Annotated in this window: 12 protein-coding genes; 5 read left to right on the plus strand and 7 right to left on the minus strand. The window is 64.2% G+C overall.

Going from position 1 to position 18,968, the window contains the following annotated elements:
* Position 1: 1 nt before the first annotated feature.
* Both E4631_RS06455 and E4631_RS06460 read right to left on the minus strand, forming a co-directional pair.
* On the minus strand, positions 2-6,109 hold the full coding sequence (locus tag E4631_RS06455; RefSeq protein WP_133657616.1) for a carboxypeptidase-like regulatory domain-containing protein: 6,108 nt from the start codon (positions 6,107-6,109) through the stop codon (positions 2-4).
* A 176-nt stretch (positions 6,110-6,285) separates the two neighbouring features.
* Positions 6,286-7,002: a 3-ketoacyl-ACP reductase gene (locus E4631_RS06460; protein ID WP_133657615.1), complete on the minus strand. Its 717-nt coding sequence runs from the start codon at positions 7,000-7,002 to the stop codon at positions 6,286-6,288.
* A 126-nt stretch (positions 7,003-7,128) separates the two neighbouring features.
* On the opposite strand from E4631_RS06460, the gene E4631_RS06465 reads away from it, so the two are divergent.
* Complete coding sequence (locus tag E4631_RS06465; protein WP_133657614.1) at positions 7,129-8,100, plus strand: NAD(P)H-quinone oxidoreductase; 972 nt, start codon at positions 7,129-7,131, stop codon at positions 8,098-8,100.
* 140 nt (positions 8,101-8,240) lie between these two features.
* Here the strand turns inward: E4631_RS06465 and bcp are convergent, their stop codons facing one another.
* The 3 genes from bcp to E4631_RS06480 all read right to left on the minus strand — a co-directional run bounded on the left by bcp (position 8,241) and on the right by E4631_RS06480 (position 11,583).
* Positions 8,241-8,690, minus strand: coding sequence for a thioredoxin-dependent thiol peroxidase (gene bcp, locus E4631_RS06470; RefSeq protein ID WP_133657613.1), 450 nt, complete (start codon positions 8,688-8,690; stop codon positions 8,241-8,243).
* A gap of 118 nt (positions 8,691-8,808) precedes the next feature.
* A complete protein-coding gene (locus E4631_RS06475; RefSeq protein ID WP_133657612.1) occupies positions 8,809-10,857 on the minus strand; it encodes a M23 family metallopeptidase in 2,049 nt (682 codons plus the stop codon).
* Positions 10,858-10,968: 111 nt separating this feature from the next.
* Positions 10,969-11,583: a fumarylacetoacetate hydrolase family protein gene (locus tag E4631_RS06480; protein ID WP_133657611.1), complete on the minus strand. Its 615-nt coding sequence runs from the start codon at positions 11,581-11,583 to the stop codon at positions 10,969-10,971.
* 197 nt (positions 11,584-11,780) lie between these two features.
* On the opposite strand from E4631_RS06480, the gene E4631_RS06485 reads away from it, so the two are divergent.
* Together E4631_RS06485 and E4631_RS06490 are read left to right on the plus strand one after the other, a co-directional pair.
* On the plus strand, positions 11,781-12,575 hold the full coding sequence (locus E4631_RS06485; protein ID WP_133657610.1) for a M48 family metallopeptidase: 795 nt from the start codon (positions 11,781-11,783) through the stop codon (positions 12,573-12,575).
* 107 nt (positions 12,576-12,682) lie between these two features.
* On the plus strand, positions 12,683-13,288 hold the full coding sequence (locus tag E4631_RS06490) for a hypothetical protein (protein ID WP_133657609.1): 606 nt from the start codon (positions 12,683-12,685) through the stop codon (positions 13,286-13,288).
* Positions 13,289-13,452: 164 nt separating this feature from the next.
* Here the strand turns inward: E4631_RS06490 and nagA are convergent, their stop codons facing one another.
* Together nagA and murC are read right to left on the minus strand one after the other, a co-directional pair.
* Positions 13,453-14,571, minus strand: a complete 1,119-nt coding sequence (nagA, locus tag E4631_RS06495; RefSeq protein WP_166648086.1) for an N-acetylglucosamine-6-phosphate deacetylase — start codon at positions 14,569-14,571, stop codon at positions 13,453-13,455.
* A gap of 25 nt (positions 14,572-14,596) precedes the next feature.
* Positions 14,597-15,961: a UDP-N-acetylmuramate--L-alanine ligase gene (gene murC / locus E4631_RS06500; RefSeq protein ID WP_133657607.1), complete on the minus strand. Its 1,365-nt coding sequence runs from the start codon at positions 15,959-15,961 to the stop codon at positions 14,597-14,599.
* A gap of 392 nt (positions 15,962-16,353) precedes the next feature.
* On the opposite strand from murC, the gene dnaB reads away from it, so the two are divergent.
* The gene (dnaB, locus tag E4631_RS06505; protein WP_240734740.1) at positions 16,354-17,919 is read left to right on the plus strand and encodes a replicative DNA helicase; all 1,566 of its coding nucleotides are present in this window, start codon (positions 16,354-16,356) and stop codon (positions 17,917-17,919) included.
* A 131-nt stretch (positions 17,920-18,050) separates the two neighbouring features.
* Positions 18,051-18,851: a TSUP family transporter gene (locus E4631_RS06510; protein ID WP_133657606.1), complete on the plus strand. Its 801-nt coding sequence runs from the start codon at positions 18,051-18,053 to the stop codon at positions 18,849-18,851.
* The last annotated feature ends 117 nt before the right edge of the window (positions 18,852-18,968 follow it).

The raw sequence follows: 18,968 nt of genomic DNA on the forward strand, positions 1-18,968 counted from the left end.
GCTACTTCACTATCACCCGCTTACTAGCCGTGCGCCCAAACTTCGTAGGGAAATACACCAGCTCCGCCTTGGCCGGATTGAGCGTGTAGCTGCCCCGGTAGCGCGGCTGCAACGCCACCCGAAACGTGTGCCTGCCCACCGGCAGGCGGTCGATAAAAATGCCGGCCTGGTGCTTGAGGTACTCGCGGTGCACCTCGCCATAAGTAGTCGGCGCCGGGTCGCCGTAGGAGCAGCCGGCCGGAATGGGCACTTCCAGCAGCACGTAGTGGGCCTCGGCCTGCACGTCTACTGTTACCACCAGCTCCACGGGTTTGCCAGCGGGTAGGGCCACGCGGCTGCCTGCCTGCCCGGCCAGCGTAGTTGTGACGGTAAACGGCTTGGCCACGGCGGCGGGGGTAGGGTCCCAGCGCGTCTGGTACGCGGTGGCGTACACCGGCAGGCCGCCCTGCTTGCGCAGCGTAAGCGAGCCCGTGCCCGCGGGCAGCGTGAGCGCCAGCGGAAACTGCGTGACTGGCCCCGCCGGCAGCGCCGGGCTGCCACTGAGCTGCACTTGCGCCGCCTTGCCCGTGCCCGGTACCAGCAGGTCGGGGCCGATGGTAGCCAGGATTTGGGCCGTTTCGTAGGTGCTACCCCAGTAGCCCCCACCCCGCAGGCCCAGCAAAAACGTGCGGATGCGTGCTAGCTCGGCCGCGTGCCCGCCTTGCTGCCGCAAGAGTTTATACGCCAGCAGCGTAGCCCCTACCCGGCTCGAAAGCAGGTAGCGGTAGTACGTGCCGTCGCGCAGCGTATCGGCATAATACACGCCGCCCAGCTCGGTGCGCAGGCGGTAGCGCCGCAGCGTGTCGAGCTGGTACGACAGGCCCAGCTGCTGGCGCAACTCAGTGAGGGCCAGGTAACGGTCGAGGGCCGGGCGGCGCGGGGCGGCGGCCTCCACGCGGCGCAGGTAGGTGCCGTAGGGCGCGGCGGCGCCGAGCTCGTGCAGCAGCTTCAGCAGGCGAATCTGGTCGTCGTCGGCCGCAAAGTGGCCGTAGTAGCGCTGGGTGGGGGTAGGGAGGCTCAGTCTTTCGTCCAGCTCGTGCAAGAGGTAGGTGGTCAGCTTGTTGCGGTCAATGGGCACGGCGTAGCCCAGCTTCTCGGCGGCCAGCAGCGCCTCCACTACGTGCACGGTAGCCCAGGGGCTGATGTCCGACGTCGGCCAGGTACCCCAGATGCCCTCGGGCTGGTGGCGGCCATCGAGGAGCTTCTTAATGAGAAAGTTAACCACCTTCTGCCCCTTATACGGCACGCCCTGCTGCTGCCGGATACGCTGCTCCAGCAGCAGCCCCAGCAGGCGCGAGGCGGCCTGCTCGTTGCACAAGTACGCATACTGCTGCAAGTGCTGAATCTCCGATAGCAACGCGGGCAGCGCGTCGCTTTCCACGCGCACCGTGGCCGGCCCTAGGCTCGGGTCGAGGGGTAGGGTGATGGTCGTATCGGCTTCAGCCAGCACGGCGTATGTACCCACGCGCTCGCGGGTGCCCACCGGCAGCACCGGTAGGCTGCGCTGCTCGCCGTCGGCGTAGCCACTGGCTTGCTCCAGACCAAAAGCCACCTGCACCGAGTCCGCCGCCGCCGGGGCCGTCACGCTGAGCGTGTCAATAAACGACGAGCCCACGCGGCGCGCCTGGCGGCGCACCACCTGCCCGCCCACGCGGAAGGTGGTGGTCAGCTGCGCCGTATCGGGCAGGTAGTTCAGGGCCTTGCCGAGCACCTGCACGCGGTCGCCAGCCACCAGGAAGCGCGGCACGGCCAGCGTGGCCAGCAGCGACTTGAAGGCCCGCACCCGCCCGGTGCTGCCGCCCAGCCGCCCGTGGTTGTCGGAGCCCACCACGAAGGTGTCCCAGCTCGTCACGTCGTCGGGCAGCACCACGTCGGTGTGGGCGCGGCCTTGGGCGTCGGTGAGGAGAGTAGGGCGCCACCAAGCCTGGTCGCGGAAGTGGCGGCGCAACGCCAGGCGCGGGTCGCCCCCGGGTAGCAGGTCGTTAGTTAGCAGCAAGTTAGCCAAATTGTCAGTGGGCTGGCCGGCCAGCACAGTGCCGCTTTTCAGGGTGATGAGGACCACGCCCGCGCTGGCCCGCAACCCGTAGAGCGCGGTGGCCTCAGTGCCTTTCAGTACTTTCATGTCCAGAATATCGGCCGGGCTGATATCAGCCAACCGGCCAGTAAGCAGTACGCCATTCACGACGTAGAGCGGCTGTGCGCTGGCCGTTACCGACGCACTACCCCGGATGAGCACATTGGCTGGCGCGCCGCTGATGCTCACGCCCGCTACCCGGCCCTGCAGGCTATACCCCACCACCGAGCTTACGCTGCCCGTCAGGTCGCTACGGCGCTGGGTGCCGTAGCCCACTACGACTACCTCCGAAAGGGACTCCGTCGATGCGCTCAGCGCGACATCCAGCTTATTACGGTAATCAATGCCCTGCTCCTGCGTGGTGTAGCCCACGGACGAAAAAACCAGCGTCTGCGCCTCAAACGGCACCGCCAGCGCGAAGCTGCCATCGGCCGCCGTGGAGGTGCCGTTGGTGCTGCCCTTCACCAAAATCGTCACGCCGGGCAGGCCTTCCTCGGTGGTGCGGTCCACCACGCGGCCGCGTACTTGGCGCGTATTGGCCCGCCGCCCACCCGGCTGCTCCACCCTGATTTCGCGGCGCGGCGGGGCCACTACCAGCACGCGTACCAGCGGCGACAAGCGCCACAGCCACTGGTTGATACGGTGGCTGAGCGGGCCGGACGGCTGGCGGTCAGCGGCCCGCAAGCGGAAGTACGTCTGGCCATTAGCTTCGACCAAAACCGTTTCTTTGGGAGTCAGGCAGCTGCTATCGGCCAGCAGCACGGCCACGCGGTAGCGGCCGGGCGTCAGGCCGTGCAGCAGGGGGTAGGCGGGCTGTAAGCGCCGAAACTTGGGCTGGTCGGGCCGCGTGAGCAGCGTGTAGAGCGGCTGGGCCAGGCTATCGGGCAGCAGCAATTCCAGGCGTCCCTGGCCGGCCAGCGTTTGGTCCGGGAAGGTTAGCTTGGGCGCTTCGCGGTAGCGAAGGGGGTAGGGAAGAGGGCGCCGAATCCTCTTGCTTTTTTTACCTTTCAAAGCCGACGTTGCGGGAGTCGCGTACTCGTAGGTCGCGCGCTCGTATAGCCAGGGGCGCAGCGCGGCTTCGGTGTAGGCAAAATCGCCGAGCGGCAGCTGGGTGGGTAGGCCCGACCCGTTGAGGTCGCCCAGGCGCGCCGGGTCGAGGCACGTCAGCTTAATCAAGCTGGGGCTGAACTGGTAGCTGTACAGTGGCTCAAACAAAAACTTGCGTCGGCCGCCCTCGCTCTGCTCCTCGCGCAGGGGCCGCAGCAGCACCGAATCAGGCTCAAAAGGCCCCGCTAGGGCCATGCCACCCGAATAATAGCTGGGCGCTACCGGGCGCAACACATTGCCCTGGCGCAGCGTCGAAGGCCCGCGGCCCATCACCGGCACCAGCGTGCGGCGCAGGGCCAGCAGCTCGGCGGGCAGCAGGGTAGGGGGGCGCTTTTCCACGGTCAGCTCGGCGCAGGGCTGGTTGGGGTCGAGGCTGAACGTGAGCTTGTGCTGGGCCCGCAGGTACACATCGCGCAGGGTAATGAGCCGGTTGGCGGTGCGAATGCTGAGCGTGTGGTGCCCGCTGTCGGCCACGGCCACGTAGGGCTGGCCCTGGTTAATGTCGTGAATATAAGCCGGCTGGCCATCTACGTACACCGCAATCGGCGCCTGCACCCGGCCCGAATCAACCACGAACGCCGCCACCTGCGTGAGCCCGCCCGGCGCCGGCCGATACTCGTAAAACGCGCCGCCCGCCGGGTACAGAAAGTGGTAAAATTGCAGCGAATCGAGCCCCAGCTGGTGCCGCCACTGCTGCCAGGCCAGCCGCTGCCGCTCAGTAGCGTAGTGGCTGAAACCAGGGGTAAGGGCGAAGCGCTGGCGCGCCAGCCGGCCCGCCACCGGCGGCGCCGTCACGGGCAGCTCGGGCAGGCCGCCGCGCTCAAACTTGCTGGTGTAGGCGTAGGCAGTGAGGTCGGCGTCGGGCATGGGCCGGCCGCGCTCGTCCGTAACCCGGAAGCCCAGGCGCAGGCGCTGGCCGGGGTAGGCCACGGCGGGCTGCTCGGTGGCAATGTGCAGCTGGCGCGGCACCGGCCCCACCGAGTACTCCGCATCGCGCAGCTGCCCGCCCCACACGTAGTGCAGCGATACGTGCCAGGTAGCCGTGTTATTTTCCTCAATATTCAGCTGATAGTCACTGGCGTAGCCGCGGTCACGCAGCTCATTGCCCCGATATACATAGTACCAGAACGGCAGGCGGTGCGGGTTGTCCACGGCCAGCCGCAGCGAGTCGGCGGTGCGGGCCGAGCCGAGCGTGAGGTCAGCGTTGTTGGCGCTCAGGTCGTGGTGGGCGCTGCGGCCGGCGTCGTCGTGCACCAGGTAGCTGGCCGCCTGTGGGTTCAGGGATAACGCGAGGGGTAGGCGCACGCTGCCGCGCCGGAAATACGCGCTGTCGCCGGGCGCGCTATTCGCCCTGGCAATGTCCAGCCGGGCGCGGTGCGGCCGGTCAATACCCAGCGAGTCGTAGCGCAGGTGCACTGAGTCGCCGCGCACCGTCAGGTGCAGCCGGCCGGGGTCGAGTTGATAGGGTAGGCTGACGGTTTTCACGTGCCGCTCGTTGTCAGTGGTCCGAAACTCGGCGCGCACCTCGTAGCTGAAATCGGTGCGCGGAAAGATGCCGGCCGGCAAATCCACGCGGGTTTCGCCCACCGGGTCGAGCGCCTGGGTGTGCGCCCACAGCGTATCGGGCACAAACAGCCGCCGTCCCAGCACCTGGCGCGGCCCGCTGGTGGGCACCACTGCCAGCCGCACTTGCGCATCGAGCAGGTTCAATTCGCTGGCATCGCTGCCCCGCATAAAGGCCGCCTGGGGCTGCCCCCGCCGGGGCGCCTTCTCCAGCATTCGTAGGGTAAACTGATTGTTATTCAGCTCATAGTCTTCAAATCGAAAATCGCCCTCGGCCACGGTCTGCTCGTGAGCATCTTCCAGCACCAGGCTGGCGGTGGTGCCCACGCGCAGGCCCAGCGTGTCGGTGAGGGGTAGGGCAAACTCGTAGGAGCCGGGGCGCACCGGGCGCAGGGTGGCCAGGCGCTTGGGCTTGCCCAGGCCGCCGCCGCTCAGCCACAGCGTCAGGGGCTTGGTGCTGGGCCGGCCGCTGCCGCGCTGCAGCACGCGCGCCTTCAGGCGCAGGGTGTCGTGGGCGGGTCGGTAGCGCGGCTGGCTCACAAGCAGGTAGCTCAGCCAGCGCTGCTGGGCATGCTCCTCACGCTGGTCGCGGTGCTGCTCGCGGCGGTTCTGCCGCTCGTCGCGCACGTCCTCGCTGAAGGGCGAGCGCAGCAGGCCCACCAGCCCGGTATTTACGGTGGAAGCGTGTCGGAGGTCATGGGCCGTGCGCCACACCGGCACCGTAAGGTAGCCCAGCGGCCAGCCGAAAAGCACGCGGCGGCCGGCCGCCAGCCAGCCACTGCGCCGCCAGTTGCCGCCCGGCTGGCGGTAGGTTTGGGCCAAGGGGTGGAAGGTGGTACGCCCGCCGGCCGTCACGGCCACGATGCCGGCCCGGCTGGGGCGGGCTCGGCGGTAGGTGCGGGTGGCGGGGTCGCAGGCCAGGGGCTGGCCGGCCACCGCCACCTGTGCGCCGGGTAGCAGCTGCCCCAGCGAGTCGCGCACCACCAGCGTCAGGTCGCTTTGGTTGTCAATGACTTCCAGCGTGCGCGAGGTTTCGGCGCGCAGCCAGTACACCAGCTCGGGCCCTTCGGTGTGGGCCACCAGGTAGTAGCCCAGCGCCAGGCGCGGCCAAGCCGGCTTATCAGTCGGAAACGAATCGACCGGCACGGTAAAGAACTCGGGCCGGGCCGCCTGCAAGCCGCGCTCATACAAGCGCTGCGCCTGGGCGGTAGTCAGCCGGAAAACCTTGGTGAGGTAGCTGCTCTGGCGGGCCTTGGCGAGCTGCTGCTGTGCCAGCACGGGCAGCGCCAGCCAGCATAAAATCAGGGTGAGTACGAGTTGGTACATAAGCGGCGGGGTAGGGAGTGGCTACCTGATGCCGCCGCGCTGCTTATTGCACAAAAGAAAATCGTTTGTCATTGCGAGCCTGCGAAACAATCGCCCCAGAACAAACCCTGAACGAGTCGCTCTGATGCGATTGCTTCGCAGGCTCGCAATGACAAACGATTTTGACTACCAGCTTCTTACGGGTTAGTCGACCACAGCCCCGCTTCCTTCACAAAAATGCGCCGGTTCAGCTTCAATTGCGAGATGATAAACTCGGCAATATCCTCCGGCTGCATCACCTTATCCGGGTTGCCGTCGGTGAGGTTATTACTGATAGCCAGCTCGGTAGCCACCGTGCTCGGCGTGAGGGCAGTCACCCGGATGTTGTGCTTGCGCACCTCCTGCATCAGCGATTCGCTGAGCCCCATCACCGCAAATTTCGAGGCGCTATAGGCGCTGCTGCCCGCCGATGCGCGCAACCCCGAGGTCGAAGAAATATTGATAATGTCGCCCGTCTGCCGCTCAATCATGGCTGGCAGCGCGGCGCGCGTCACGTAGTACACGCCCAGCAAATTCACCCGAATAATGTGCTCCCAGTCGGCCACCGGCATCTCCAGAAACTTGGCAAACGTGCCGATGCCGGCGTTATTAATTAGAATATCGAGCGGGCCCAGCTCGCCGGTGATGTGGGCCACGGCGGCGTTCACGGCGGCTTCGTCGGCCACGTCGGCGGTGGCCACGCTGGTTTTCACACCCAGCTTTTGCAGCTCGGCGGCTACTTCGGCGAGCTGGTCGGCCGAGCGGGCCAATAGGCCTACGTGTACGCCTTCGTGCGCCAGCGCAATGGCCACGGCCTTGCCGATACCCTTGCCCGCGCCCGTTACGAGGGCGACTTTTCCGGTTAGTTTTTCCATGAGAAGAATAAAATGGTCAGGTGAGATAACCCCAGCGTAACCCGTCCAAGCCGCATTGGGTTAACTACTCAATCGTAATTATCCGGTAGGGCCCTGCCCAACAGAACCTTTTTTAGCTGAATTTCCATGAAAGCCATCGTCATTACCCGCCCCGGCGGCCCCGAAGTATTGCAGCTGCAAGAGCGCCCGCGCCCCGTGCCGGCCGCCCACGAAGTGCTCATCAAAGTAAAAGCCATCGGCCTCAACCGCTCCGACCTAGGCCTGCGCGAGGGCAAGTACGGCGGCGCACTAGTGAACGGCGTGGTGCCCGGCCTCGAAGTAGCTGGCGAGGTGGTCGAGGTGGGCGCGTCGGCCCCGCGCTGGGGGGTAGGCGACCAGGTGTGCGCCCTGCTCACCGACGGCGCCTACGCTGAGTACGCCGCCATCGACGCCCGCCACTGCCTGCCCGTGCCCGCCGGCTGGTCACTAGAGGAGGCCGCCAGCCTGCCCGAAACCACCTTTACCGTGTGGTCCAACGTCTTCCAAATGGCCGCCCTGCAGCCCAGCGAAACCGTGCTAGTGCACGGGGGTAGCAGCGGCATCGGCCTCACCCTCATTCAGATAGCCACGGCGCTGGGCAACAAAGTGCTGGCCACCGCCGGCACCGCCGACAAGTGCCGCGACTGCGAGAAATTCGGCGCCGCCCGCTGCGTCAACTACAAGGAAGAAGACTTCGAACAGGCCTTCAAAGAGGAAAAAATCAACGTCATCCTCGACATGGTGGGCGGCGACTACACCGCCAAAAACCTGCGCCTGCTCGCCCCCGACGGCCGCCTGCAATACATCAACGCTATGAACGGCCCCAAAGTCGAGCTCAGCCTGCTCGATATCATGACCAAGCGCCTGCGCCTCAGCGGCAGCATGTTGCGCCCGCGCTCCGCCGAATTCAAAGCCGCATTGGCCGCCGAGGTCGAAAAGCACGTGTGGCCGCTGGCGGCCAGTGGCCAACTCAAGCCGGTTATCTACAAAACCTTCCCGCTGGCCGAAGCCGCTAAAGCGCAGGAATTGATGGCCAGCAGCGAGCACATAGGCAAGATTCTGCTGGTGAATGAGGGGTAGGGAATCGTTTGCCTTGTCTGTCATTGCGAGCGCAGCGCGGCAATCGCCCCAGAACGAAGCCCGAACGACTCGTTCTGGGGCGATTGCCGCGCTGCGCTCGCAATGACAAATGGAGCAAGTGATTTAAACGGAGCATCCTATCACTTCAGCACCTGCGCCGCGTGTTCCTTCGTATCAGGCCGCTTGATAACCTTCTCAATCAGCCCATCAGCGTCAATTAAAAACGTGGTGCGCACGGTGCCCCAGTAGGTTTTGCCGTAGTTTTTCTTCTCCTGCCACACGCCGTAGGCGTTCACAATGGCCTTGTCAGCATCGGCAATGAGCGGGAAATGCAGGTCGTATTTCGCCGCGAACTTGCCATGCGAGGCCGCGTCGTCGGTGCTCACGCCGACTACTTTGATGCCCTGGGCGGCGAGCTGGCCCTCGTTGTCGCGCAGGTTACAGGCCTGGGCGGTGCAGCCGGGCGTATCGTCCTTGGGGTAGAAGTAGAGCGCCACGCGCTGGCCGCGCAGGCTGCTCAGCGTGAGGGGGTTGCCGTGCTGGTCGGGGGCCGTGAAATCGGGGGCGGCGGTGCCGGGTTCGGGAAGCATCTCTTTTGAATTATGAGTTATGAATTAGGAGTTATGAGTCGTTTGTCCACGCTAGTCGTTCGGATGCGATTGCCTCGCTGCGCTCGCAATGACAAACCATTGGAAGACAAAAATTTCCTTACAGCTTCAGCGGGATAACTCGTTTATTGCCAACCTGGTCGGTGAGCCGCAGCTCAGCAGCACCGTGCAGCGCAGGCCCCAGCGTATCGCCGGCCACGGTGAAGAGGGTAGCATTCTTATACTCGTAGCGCAGCAGCCGGAAGCGCCCGCCAATCAGCAGCTTATACGAGCTCAGGCCCGACATATCGTCGCCCACCCGGAACAGCAGTTGCCCGCCCGCGCGGCTCAGCAGCTGGGCCGTGGGTGCCTTGGTATCGGTGTAAAGCCGGAACTGGCCAAACTGCTTCAGATTGGCCGAAAGCTGGGTGCTGTCGGCGTTCCAGAGGCCGCCCGCGTAGGCCCGGCCGCCGTTGGCCGACACACTGTAGATGGCGGTGCGGCGGCGTTCGGCGGGGGGGGTAGTGGGCTTCAGCGTGAGGCGTAGGGGTAGGTAGAGCGGCACCAGCGGCGAGCCGATGGTCCAGCTTTCGGGGGCCGTGGGCCCGGCGTCGGCTCGGTGCAGGGTGTTGAGATAAAGCGGCGAAAACAGCGTTTGCGGTCCAAAAACAAGGTTGGCGTAGGGCGTGGCGTAGCTCATTTCCTTGCCGGCCGGTATCATCGCTTGGCGGTCGAATACCTGGTGCACGCTGCCCAGCAGCAGCGAGTCGGGCAGGCCGGCGCGCAGGTCGTAGAGGTAGGTGGTGGCCGCGCCCATCGAGTAGCTGGGGCGCAGCGCCAGCTGCCGGCCGCCGCGCCGCAGCAGCAGGTACTGCGGCTGGCCGGTGGTATCGGTAGGGGCATTCAGCGCGGTGGCGCGCAGCAGGTTGCGCGTTATATCGTAGCTGAGCTTGGGCCGGGCGCCGGGGGTAGGAGCCGCGCCGGACAGCCGGACGTAGTCGGTGGGCTGGTCGCCGCGCAGCACCAGCCGCGCCGTGGCCTTGTTGTTGTACGCATCAGCCAGCTCAAAATCAACGGTGTACACCTTGCCCGCTTCCACGTCGAGCTTGCCCTGGCCGATGCCGGGCGGGGTGTAAAAGGGCAGGTCGTTGCTCTCCTCTACCCACAGCTTTTGCAGCGTGCGGCCGCTGGTGCGGGCATAAGCATAGTCCACGAAGTTGTTGACCTGCCGCGTGCCGCTCGGAAACGGTACGGCGTCAATCACGTGCTGGTAGTGGGGCTGGCCGTTCACGCGCACCGTCACGCGCTGGATACCGTTCTTGTTCCAGGCCCCATCAAACCTATCGAAGCCCTGCAGCAGCAGCCCGACTTGCCCAAAGCACGAAACCGTATCGGGCCACACCGTAGCCGCGCCCGGCGCGGGCTGCACCTTTGGCACCAGCAGCGCCCGCTCGAAGCGCCCGCGCACCCGCGCGCCAATGGCCAGCGGCTCTACGGCCAGCGCCTGCAGGGTAGGGCCAGTATGGTCCTGGATTTCGGGGAAGCCGCCCCACTGCAAGGGGTTTAGCTGGCGGTCCTGGGCGTCGCGCACTTCCCAGTGCACGTGCGGGCCGGCCGAGCCGCCGGTGTTGCCCGATAGCGCCACTTCCTCGCCGCGCCGCACCGGAAACCGGCCCTTATCAAAGAATAGCTCCAGCTCGTAGGTCTGCTTCTCGTATTGCTGGCGCAGCAGCTCGGACCCCACGGCTCCCTCAAACTTGTTGAGGTGACCGTATACGGTGGTCAGGCCATTAGGATGAGTGATATACAGCACGTTGCCGTAGCCAAAAGCCGATTGCTTGAGGCGCGAGATGTAGCCATCGGCCGAGGCAAACACGGGCTTATTGACCCCGCCGCCCGTCTTGATGTCGAGGCCGCCGTGGAAGTGGTTGGGCCGCAGTTCGCCCATGCTGGCCGCCAGAAACCCCGGCTGCCCAGGGGCAATTGGAAACAGGAAGTAGCCGGCCGGCACGTCCACCTTGCCCGCGGCCGCGGCCGCCTTTATCGGGCCGCTCACGCGGCGCGTGGTGGTGTCGTCCTGCCCGTCGTCCTGGCCGTGGCCGCTGGTAGCCAGCAATAATAAGCCGCCGAGCGCCGGCAGCGATAGCCAGCGCACTAATTTGATAGTCAACAAAATAATGAGTAGGGTAAGCTTTAGCTTGCCGTTGCTGGTAACGCAGGCCAGCAGTTTTTTATATCAAAATGACGCACAATACGGCAAGCTAAAGCTTACCGCACAGCCCTACCGCACGGGCACTTCCAGGATTTTCTCGCCTTCGAGGTAGCCCACCAGCTCGTCGCCGGGCTGCACCGGGCCTACCCCGGCGGGCGTGCCCGTAAAAATGAGGTCGCCCTGCTTGAGGGTAATGTACTGCGACACGAACGCGATAATCTTGGCAAACGGGTGTAGCATCAGCCCCGAATTGCCCTGCTGGCGCACCTCGCCGTTCACTTCGAGCTTAAAATTGATATTGGCAAAATCGGTGAAGTCGGCCACCGGCTTGAAGGTGGGCGAGATGGGCGCCGAGCCGTCGAAGGCCTTGGCTAGCTCCCAGGGCAGGCCTTTTTTCTTGAGCTCGCTCTGCAGGTCGCGGGCCGTGAAGTCGATACCCAGGCCGATGGCGTCGAAGTAGGTGTGGGCAAATTTCTCCTCAATGTGGCGGCCGTTTTTGCACACGCGCAGCACCAGTTCTAGCTCGTGGTGCACGTCTTTCGAAAAATCGGGCACGAAAAATGGCTGGCCGCGCTGCACTAGCGCAGTTTCGGGCTTGAGGAAAATGACGGGGGCGGCGGGCGTTTCGTTGTGCAGCTCGGCAATATGGTCGGCGTAGTTGCGGCCGATGCAGATAATTTTCATGGACGGAGATAGCGAAAAAAGAGGGGGGTAGGGCGGCGCGGCGCGGCCCGGCGGCTGGTCTTGCCACCACAAAGTAAACATTTCCCCCGCCCGGTTGCGTATAGCTACTAGTACCCGGCTGCTAAAATAGTCCTGAACCAGCAGTTGGCCGGGCAGCTTCACACGCCCTATTTTCCTACCCTTACGCTACTTTTTTCATGCTTAAGAATTTCCTACTTGCCTCCAGCCTGCTGCTTGCCGCCGGCTGCACCACCGTACCCATTACAGGCCGCCGCCAGCTCAGTCTAGTGTCAGATAGCGAGATGAATACGCTGGCCATCACGCAGTACAAGCAAACCCTGGGCGAGGCCAAGCTCTCGACCAACTCGGCCGATGTGGCGGAGGTGCGGCGCGTGGGCCAGCGCATTTCGCAGGCCGTAGAGCAGTACTTCAAACAGCAGGGCCAGTCGGCGCAGCTCGAAGGCTACCAGTGGGAATTTAACCTCATCGACGACCCTAAGACGGTGAATGCCTGGTGTATGCCCGGTGGCAAAGTAGCCGTGTACTCGGGCATTTTGCCGATTACGAAGGATGAGAATGGCCTGGCCGTGGTGATGTCGCACGAAATTTCGCACGCCGTGGCCAAGCACGGGGCCGAGCGCATGAGCGACCAACTGGCGGCCCAGGTAGGCGGCGCGGCGCTCTCCACGGCCCTCTCGCAAAACCCGACTACCACCAAAAGCCTGTTTCTGACCGCCGTGGGTGGTGCCAGCCAGGTAGGCATGCTCGCCTTCAGCCGCCGCCAGGAAAGTGAGGCCGACCACCTGGGCCTGATTTTTATGGCCATGGCGGGGTATAATCCTGAAGGTGCCGTACCGTTTTGGGAGCGCATGGCCGCTCAAAGCCAGGGCGGTACGCCCGAATTTCTCTCGGACCACCCCGCCGATGCCACCCGCATTGCCGACATCAAAAGCCTGCTGCCCGAGGCCATGAAATATTATAAGCCGCGCTAAGTGGCGCAGATTAGGCACGATAGATGGAGCGCACGGCGTTAAGCTACCGTAGGTTGCTGCGCTACCTACCAGCTGCAATCAAAATTCATAAAATTATACTTCGTGTAATGAGCGCCTTGTCTCGCCTATTTGGGTTGCTGCTACTGGGAATGCTCAGCGGCTTGCTGCTGCTGACCTCGTGCGAAACTACCCGTAACCGCGAAAAAACTGCCCCCGTGGCAAAAGCCGAGCGGGTAGGTGACCTGCCGGGCGCGGCCTTATCGGGCGCGGCTAACAGCCGTCAGATTATGCGGCTCGACAACAAAGGAGCGGTTAAGTACAAAATGGGGCAGGCCACGCTGGCGTCGGCGCTCATCCGGCAGTTTCACGACGGCACGGTTATCGACAACGTGCAGGTGCGCAAGGCACCGGGGAGCGAGGCTGCCAACCCGGTGTACTACCTCATCGGCCTGGGGCATAATAATGGCAGCTACCGCGCCATTGCCCTGCCCTTGCGCGGCACCGACGACAGCACGTACTACCTCTCGCCCAAGGCCAGCCGCTACGTTATTTCGGGGGTAGGCTGCCCCAATTGCTACTTCGATTTTGAAGACGGCCACATCATTGGCACCACCTGCGACGATAATTCGGGCGGCAGCAGCTGCAGCCTCAAAGTGTTGCAGGAGAATGAGGTATTTGTCTCGGCCGCGCCCGATAAGCGCCGGGCCAAATGAGCCGCGCCGCCAAATGGGCCCTGCGCCTGAGCCTGGTAGCCCTGGCCGTGCTGCTCACCAACGATAGCGGCCGCCCTACCCCCCCACGCAAGCCGTGAAGGAAGTAAAAGTGAAAAGTCAAAAAGCACGTCACTCCAAGCTTGGAATGACGTGCTTTTTGACTTTCAAGCCGAATGCCACTCGCCGCCGAGCACTGTGGCGTGAGCTTGAAAGTCGTTGTCAAACAAACACATATCGGCCCGGTAGCCGGGCGCGATGCGGCCAATTTCGTGCGCCAGGCCCACCACCCGCGCCGGGTAGAGCGAGGCCATGCGCAGCGCCTCGGCCAGCGGCAGGCCCACGTGCCGCACGCAGTTTTGCACGGCCGTGAGCATAGTCAGTGCCGAGCCGGCCAGCGTACCGTTTTCATCCACAAAATGGTCGCCCTGCTGGTGAAAGCGGTAGGCGCCGACGGTGCCGGCCTCCACCGCGTCGGTGGTGAGAAACAGCCGCTCGCCCATCACTTTCTGGCTCACGCGGGCCGCCGCGTAGGCGCAGTGCACGCCATCGACGATGATGCTGGCGTAGGCCGCCGGGTGGTCGTACACGGCGCCCACCAGCCCCGGCGCCCGGCTCTCGAAGCCCGACATGGCATTGAATAAGTGGGTAGTGGTGGTGAACCCGTTGCCAAATGCCGCCGCGGCCCGCTCGTAGGTGGCCGCCGAGTGGCCCGCCGACAGCACCACGCCCGCCGCCCGCAGCCGGGCCACCACGGCCGCGCTCACCCGCTCGGGCGCCAGCGTCATGAAGCACAGGGCGCCGTCGGCCTCGGCTAGTAGCTCGTCAATATCCCGGGGGGTAGGGATTTGAATAAACTCCTCCCGGTGCGCGCCCTTCTTGGCGGGGTTGATGTACGGCCCCTCCAGGTGCAGGCCCAGCAGGCCCGGCATGGTGGGCAGGGCCGCCCGCACGGTGGCCAGCGCCTCGCGCATCAGGGCGGGCGGACTGGTGGGCAAGCAGGGCAAAAAGCTGGTGGTGCCGTGGCGCAGCGTGTGCGCCCGCAGCCCGGCCAGCACCGGGGGGGTAGGGGCCACCGAAAACAGCACCCCGCCGCCATAAATCTGCAAATCGACGAAGCCGGGGCTCAGGTGCAGGCCGCGGCCGTCGCGTCGGGGCACGTCGGGCGGTAGCTCGCCCGCCGTCGGCAGCACCGCCTCAATGCGGTCGCCGTTGATGAGCACGGCGTGGTCGGGCAGCACCTCGGTGCCGGTGTACACGGTGCAGGGCGTGAGCAGGTAGCGCATGGGTCGCGGCGAAAGGGTAATAAGGTTAGCCCACCACCTCAGCCGCCAGCACCTGCAAATCCAGCCCATCAAACGTGCCCGAGGTCATCAGCAGCAAGTTGGTATCGGCCCAATGCTGCGCGTGCAGAAAATCGGCCAGCTCCTGGCTGTCGGTGAAAACCCGCAAATCGGGTCGCTCGAAGGCCGCCGCCACGGCCGCCGGTGCGAGGGGGGGTAGGCGCTTATGCTCTAGCACGTGGGGGTTAAAGTACACCACCGCCACGTCGGGCGCGTCGAAGCAGTGCGCATACTGCGGCAAAAACGCCGGGTTGAGCGAGCTGAAGGTGTGCAGCTCCAGGCAGGCCACCAGCCGCCGCTGCGGAAACTGCCGCTTGAAAGCCGTGGCCGTGGCGCGCAGCTTGCTGGGTGCGTGGGCAAAGTCCTTGTACACCACCGAGGTAGCGCCCTCGCGCACCAGCTCCAAGCGCCGCGCCGCACCCTTGAACGTGGCCACGGCCTTGTAAAAGTCCTTGCCCTTGATACCCAGCTGCTTGCATACCTCCTTGGCCGCCGAGATATTGCGCAAGTTGTGCTCTCCAAACACCTGGATGGGCACCTCGTCGTCCTTCTTGGTAAGGAGGTAGGTGCGGCCGTCGCGGATGACGTTTTCGTGCGGGCCGTAGCCCACGTAGGTCACGTCGGGGTTGCTGGGCACGGCCACGAGCTGGGTTTGCTCGTCGTCGCGGTCGTAGATGAGCACGCCAGCCTTGGGCGTTTGGCGGGCAAAAATCTCGAACTGCTCGCGGTAGATTTCCTCGGTCGGAAACACGTTGATGTGGTCCCAGCTGATGCCCGAAATCACGCCGATGTGGTGCTGGTAGAGGTGAAACTTGGGCCGCCTATCCACCGGCGACGACAAATATTCATCGCCCTCGATGATGATAATCGGCGCATCGTCCGTCAGTTGCACCATCAGGTCAAAGCCCGCCAACTGCGCGCCCACCGCGTAGTCGAACTGCCGCCCGTGAAACCGCAGCACGTGCAGAATCAGCGCCGTAATGCTCGTTTTGCCGTGCGAGCCGCCAATGACCACGCGCTGCTTGTCCTTACTGGCTTCGTAGATGTACTCGGGAAAAGAGTAAATCTTGAGGCCCAGCTCTTGGGCGCGGGCCAGCTCGGGGTTGTCGGGGCGGGCGTGCATGCCCACAATCACGGCCGTGAGGTTGGGCGTTACGCGGGCCGCGTCCCAGCCTTCGGTGGGGGGTAGGAGGCCGGCGGCGGCCAGCCGCGAGCGGGCGGGCTCAAAAATCTCGTCGTCCGAGCCCGTCACGTGCGCGCCCCGCCGGGCCAGGGCCAGCGCCAGGTTGTGCATAATGCTGCCGCCCACGGCAATCAGGTGAATATTTTCCAAGTCTTTGACAATTAACTGCTTATTATTAATGCTGAACTGCTCCGGCGAGCCAATACGAGTGGCTAACCTGCCCGCCGCCCCTGGCTAAGCCGCCCGCTGCCAGCCGGTTGCAGGGCGCGAAAGTACGGCCGGGCTTCCGGTCGGGTCGGGCAGTGGGCCAAAAACAATTGCCTCCACCCGGCTTTCATTTCGGGCACTTTTAAGTTAGCTTTGTTAGTTCAGGCTCTTCGCGGCCTGGCCAACTTTTGCGAAGCGCTCCCGCACTGTTTCCGTCTCTTGCCCCGCCTACCCTCTTAATAATGAACGACCGAATGGACGACCGCCTCAAGCAATCCGCGGCCCGCGCCGCCGCCGCCTTTCAGGGTGGCCGCGGCCAACGGCTGCCCGTGCCCATGTCGCCCACCGGCAAGCTGCCGCCCCAGCGCCTCGAAATGGAAGCCGCCGTGCTCGGCGCTCTCATGCTGGAGAAAGACGCGCTGACCACGGTAGTCGATATTCTGAAAGCGCACAGCTTTTACAAGGATGGCCACCAGCGCATCTACAAGGCTATCAGTAACTTGTTTGATAAGTCGGAGCCCATCGACCAGCTCACCGTGGTGCAGGAGCTGCGCGAGATGGGCGAGCTGGAGGCCGCCGGGGGGGTAGGCTACGTGGCCGGCCTCACCATGCACATCAACTCGGCGGCCAACATCGAGGCCCACGCCCGCGTAATTCTGGAGGCGGCTATCAAGCGCGAATTAATTCGCACCGCCACCGACATCCTGCGCGACGCTTACGAGGAAACCACTGACGTATTTGAGTTGCTCGACGCCACCGAGAAAAATATCTTCCAGGTGTCGGAGGACAACATGCGCAAGGGCGTCGACTCGATGCAGGACCTGATGGTGAAGGCCATCAAGGAGCTTGAAGAAAAGAAGCACCAGAAGGACGGCCTCACCGGCGTACCCACCGGCTTCTCGGCGTTGGACCGCGTGACCAGCGGCTGGCAACCCTCTGACCTGGTGATTATTGCGGCTCGGCCGGGCATGGGCAAAACCGCTTTTGTGGTGTCGGCCATGCGCAACGCTGCCGTCGATTTCAAGAAGCCGGTCGCCATTTTCTCGCTGGAAATGTCGTCGCTGCAGCTCGTTAATCGTCTGATTTCGGCCGAGGCGGAGCTGGATTCCGAGAAAATCAAGAAGGGCAACTTGGCTGATTACGAGTGGGCGCAGCTCAACCACAAGATTTCGGCGCTCTCGTCGGCCCCGATTTTTATTGATGACACGCCCGCGCTCAGTATTCGGGAGCTGCGGGCCAAGTGCCGCCGCCTCAAGTCGCAGCACGATATCCAGCTCATTATCATCGACTACCTGCAGTTGATGAGCGGCGGCGAGGCCGGGCGGCCGGGCGGCAACCGCGAGCAGGAAATTGCCAGCATCTCGCGGGCGCTCAAGGGCATTGCCAAAGAGCTGAACATCCCGGTAATTGCCCTTTCGCAGCTCTCGCGCTCGGTCGAAACGCGCGGCGGCGACAAGAAGCCCCAGCTCAGTGACCTGCGCGAATCGGGCTCCATCGAGCAGGATGCCGACATGGTTATCTTTCTCTATCGTCCTGAATACTATAAGATTACGGAGGATGAGATGGGCAACCCGACCCAGGGCATGGGCGAGGTAATTATTGCCAAGCACCGCAACGGCTCGCTCGAAACGGTGCAGCTCAAGTTCATCGGCCGCTTCACCAAGTTTGCCGACCTCGACGGCTTCGATGGCGGCGGCGACGCGGGCGGCTTCGGCGGCGCGCCGGCCTTCTCGTCCAACTCGTTTCCTACCAGCAGCTTCGACTCGGAGCCGGCCGGCGGGCCCGCGCCGGGTGGCGGCTTTGCGCCGAACACCATCCGCCTGGGTAGCAAAATGAACGATGCGCCCGCGCCGGTGCCCTTCCCCAAGGGCAATAGCTTCGGCGAGGAGCCGCCGTTTTAAATCTTATTCAACTAAAGAAGAACGTCATGCTGAGCTTGCCGAAGCATCTTGGTCGCCTCGTTAGATGAAGCGGCCAAGATGCTTCGGCAAGCTCAGCATGACGTTCTTTTGTGCTCGTTTCTTCCTTGAACATGCCGCTTAGCGACCCTGCTTACACCCTACCCCTCCTTTGCGCAGCATCGCTGCTGGCGGGCCTCATCGATGGCATGGTGGGCGGCGGCGGCCTCATTCAGCTGCCGGCGATGCTGCTGCTGCTGCCCACGGTGCCGGTGCCCACGGTGCTGGGCACCGGCAAAATAGCCAGCCTGGCGGGCACCTCGGCCTCGGCCTACCGCTACCTGAAAGGACTCACGGGCGTGTCCATCAACTGGCGCACGGTGGCGGTGGCGGCGGTGGTAGCTGGCTGCTTCGCGCTGCTGGGCGCACGGGCCGTGAGCGGCCTCAACAAGGAGCTGGTGAAGCCGCTGGTGCTGGCGCTGCTGGTGCTGATGGCCGCTTACACCTTCTGGCGCAAGGACTTTGGCAGCCTGCACGCGCCGCGCCTGCACGGCAGCCGCGAGCTGTGGACGGGGGTAGGGCTGGGCGCGGCCATTGGGTTTTATGACGGGTTTTTTGGGCCGGGCACGGGCAGCCTGCTGTTGTTTGCGTTCGTCGGGCTGTTTGGCTACGACTTCCTGGCGGCCTCGGCCTCGGCCAAGGTGGTGAATATTGCCACCAACCTCGCCGGGTTGGCCTACTTCATCTCGACGGGGCAGGTGCTGTACTATTACGCCCTACCCATGGCGGCCTGCAACGTGCTGGGCTCCACGCTGGGCGCGCGGCTGGCCCTGAGCCGGGGCACGGGCTTCGTGCGGGTGCTGTTTTTGGGGGTAGTGAGCGCGTTTATCCTAAAACTGGGTTGGGAAGTGGGCGTAAGTAGTGGAGTGCTGTAAAACGGAGTGGTACTCCGTTTAGCGCCCGGTCGGAAACGGAGTACCACTCCGTTTTACCGCATGCTGGCCTAAACATGTGGCCAAGCTGGCGGGTTATGGAAGCTTACTATTGGCTGT

Origin of the sequence: Hymenobacter sp. UV11, from assembly GCF_004684095.1 — a bacterium.
In the GTDB taxonomy this organism is placed as follows: Bacteria; Bacteroidota; Bacteroidia; order Cytophagales; family Hymenobacteraceae; genus Hymenobacter.

Bases quoted from the DNA above. Each gene is read 5' to 3' on its own strand.
- E4631_RS06455 (WP_133657616.1), bottom strand. From the start codon at position 6,109: ATGTACCAACTCGTACTCACCCTGATTTTATGCTGGCTGGCGCTGCCC.
- E4631_RS06460 (WP_133657615.1), bottom strand. From the start codon at position 7,002: ATGGAAAAACTAACCGGAAAAGTCGCCCTCGTAACGGGCGCGGGCAAG.
- E4631_RS06465 (WP_133657614.1), top strand. From the start codon at position 7,129: ATGAAAGCCATCGTCATTACCCGCCCCGGCGGCCCCGAAGTATTGCAG.
- bcp (WP_133657613.1), bottom strand. From the start codon at position 8,690: ATGCTTCCCGAACCCGGCACCGCCGCCCCCGATTTCACGGCCCCCGAC.
- E4631_RS06480 (WP_133657611.1), bottom strand. From the start codon at position 11,583: ATGAAAATTATCTGCATCGGCCGCAACTACGCCGACCATATTGCCGAG.
- E4631_RS06485 (WP_133657610.1), top strand. From the start codon at position 11,781: ATGCTTAAGAATTTCCTACTTGCCTCCAGCCTGCTGCTTGCCGCCGGC.
- E4631_RS06490 (WP_133657609.1), top strand. From the start codon at position 12,683: ATGAGCGCCTTGTCTCGCCTATTTGGGTTGCTGCTACTGGGAATGCTC.
- nagA (WP_166648086.1), bottom strand. From the start codon at position 14,571: ATGCGCTACCTGCTCACGCCCTGCACCGTGTACACCGGCACCGAGGTG.
- dnaB (WP_240734740.1), top strand. From the start codon at position 16,354: ATGTCGCCCACCGGCAAGCTGCCGCCCCAGCGCCTCGAAATGGAAGCC.
- E4631_RS06510 (WP_133657606.1), top strand. From the start codon at position 18,051: ATGCCGCTTAGCGACCCTGCTTACACCCTACCCCTCCTTTGCGCAGCA.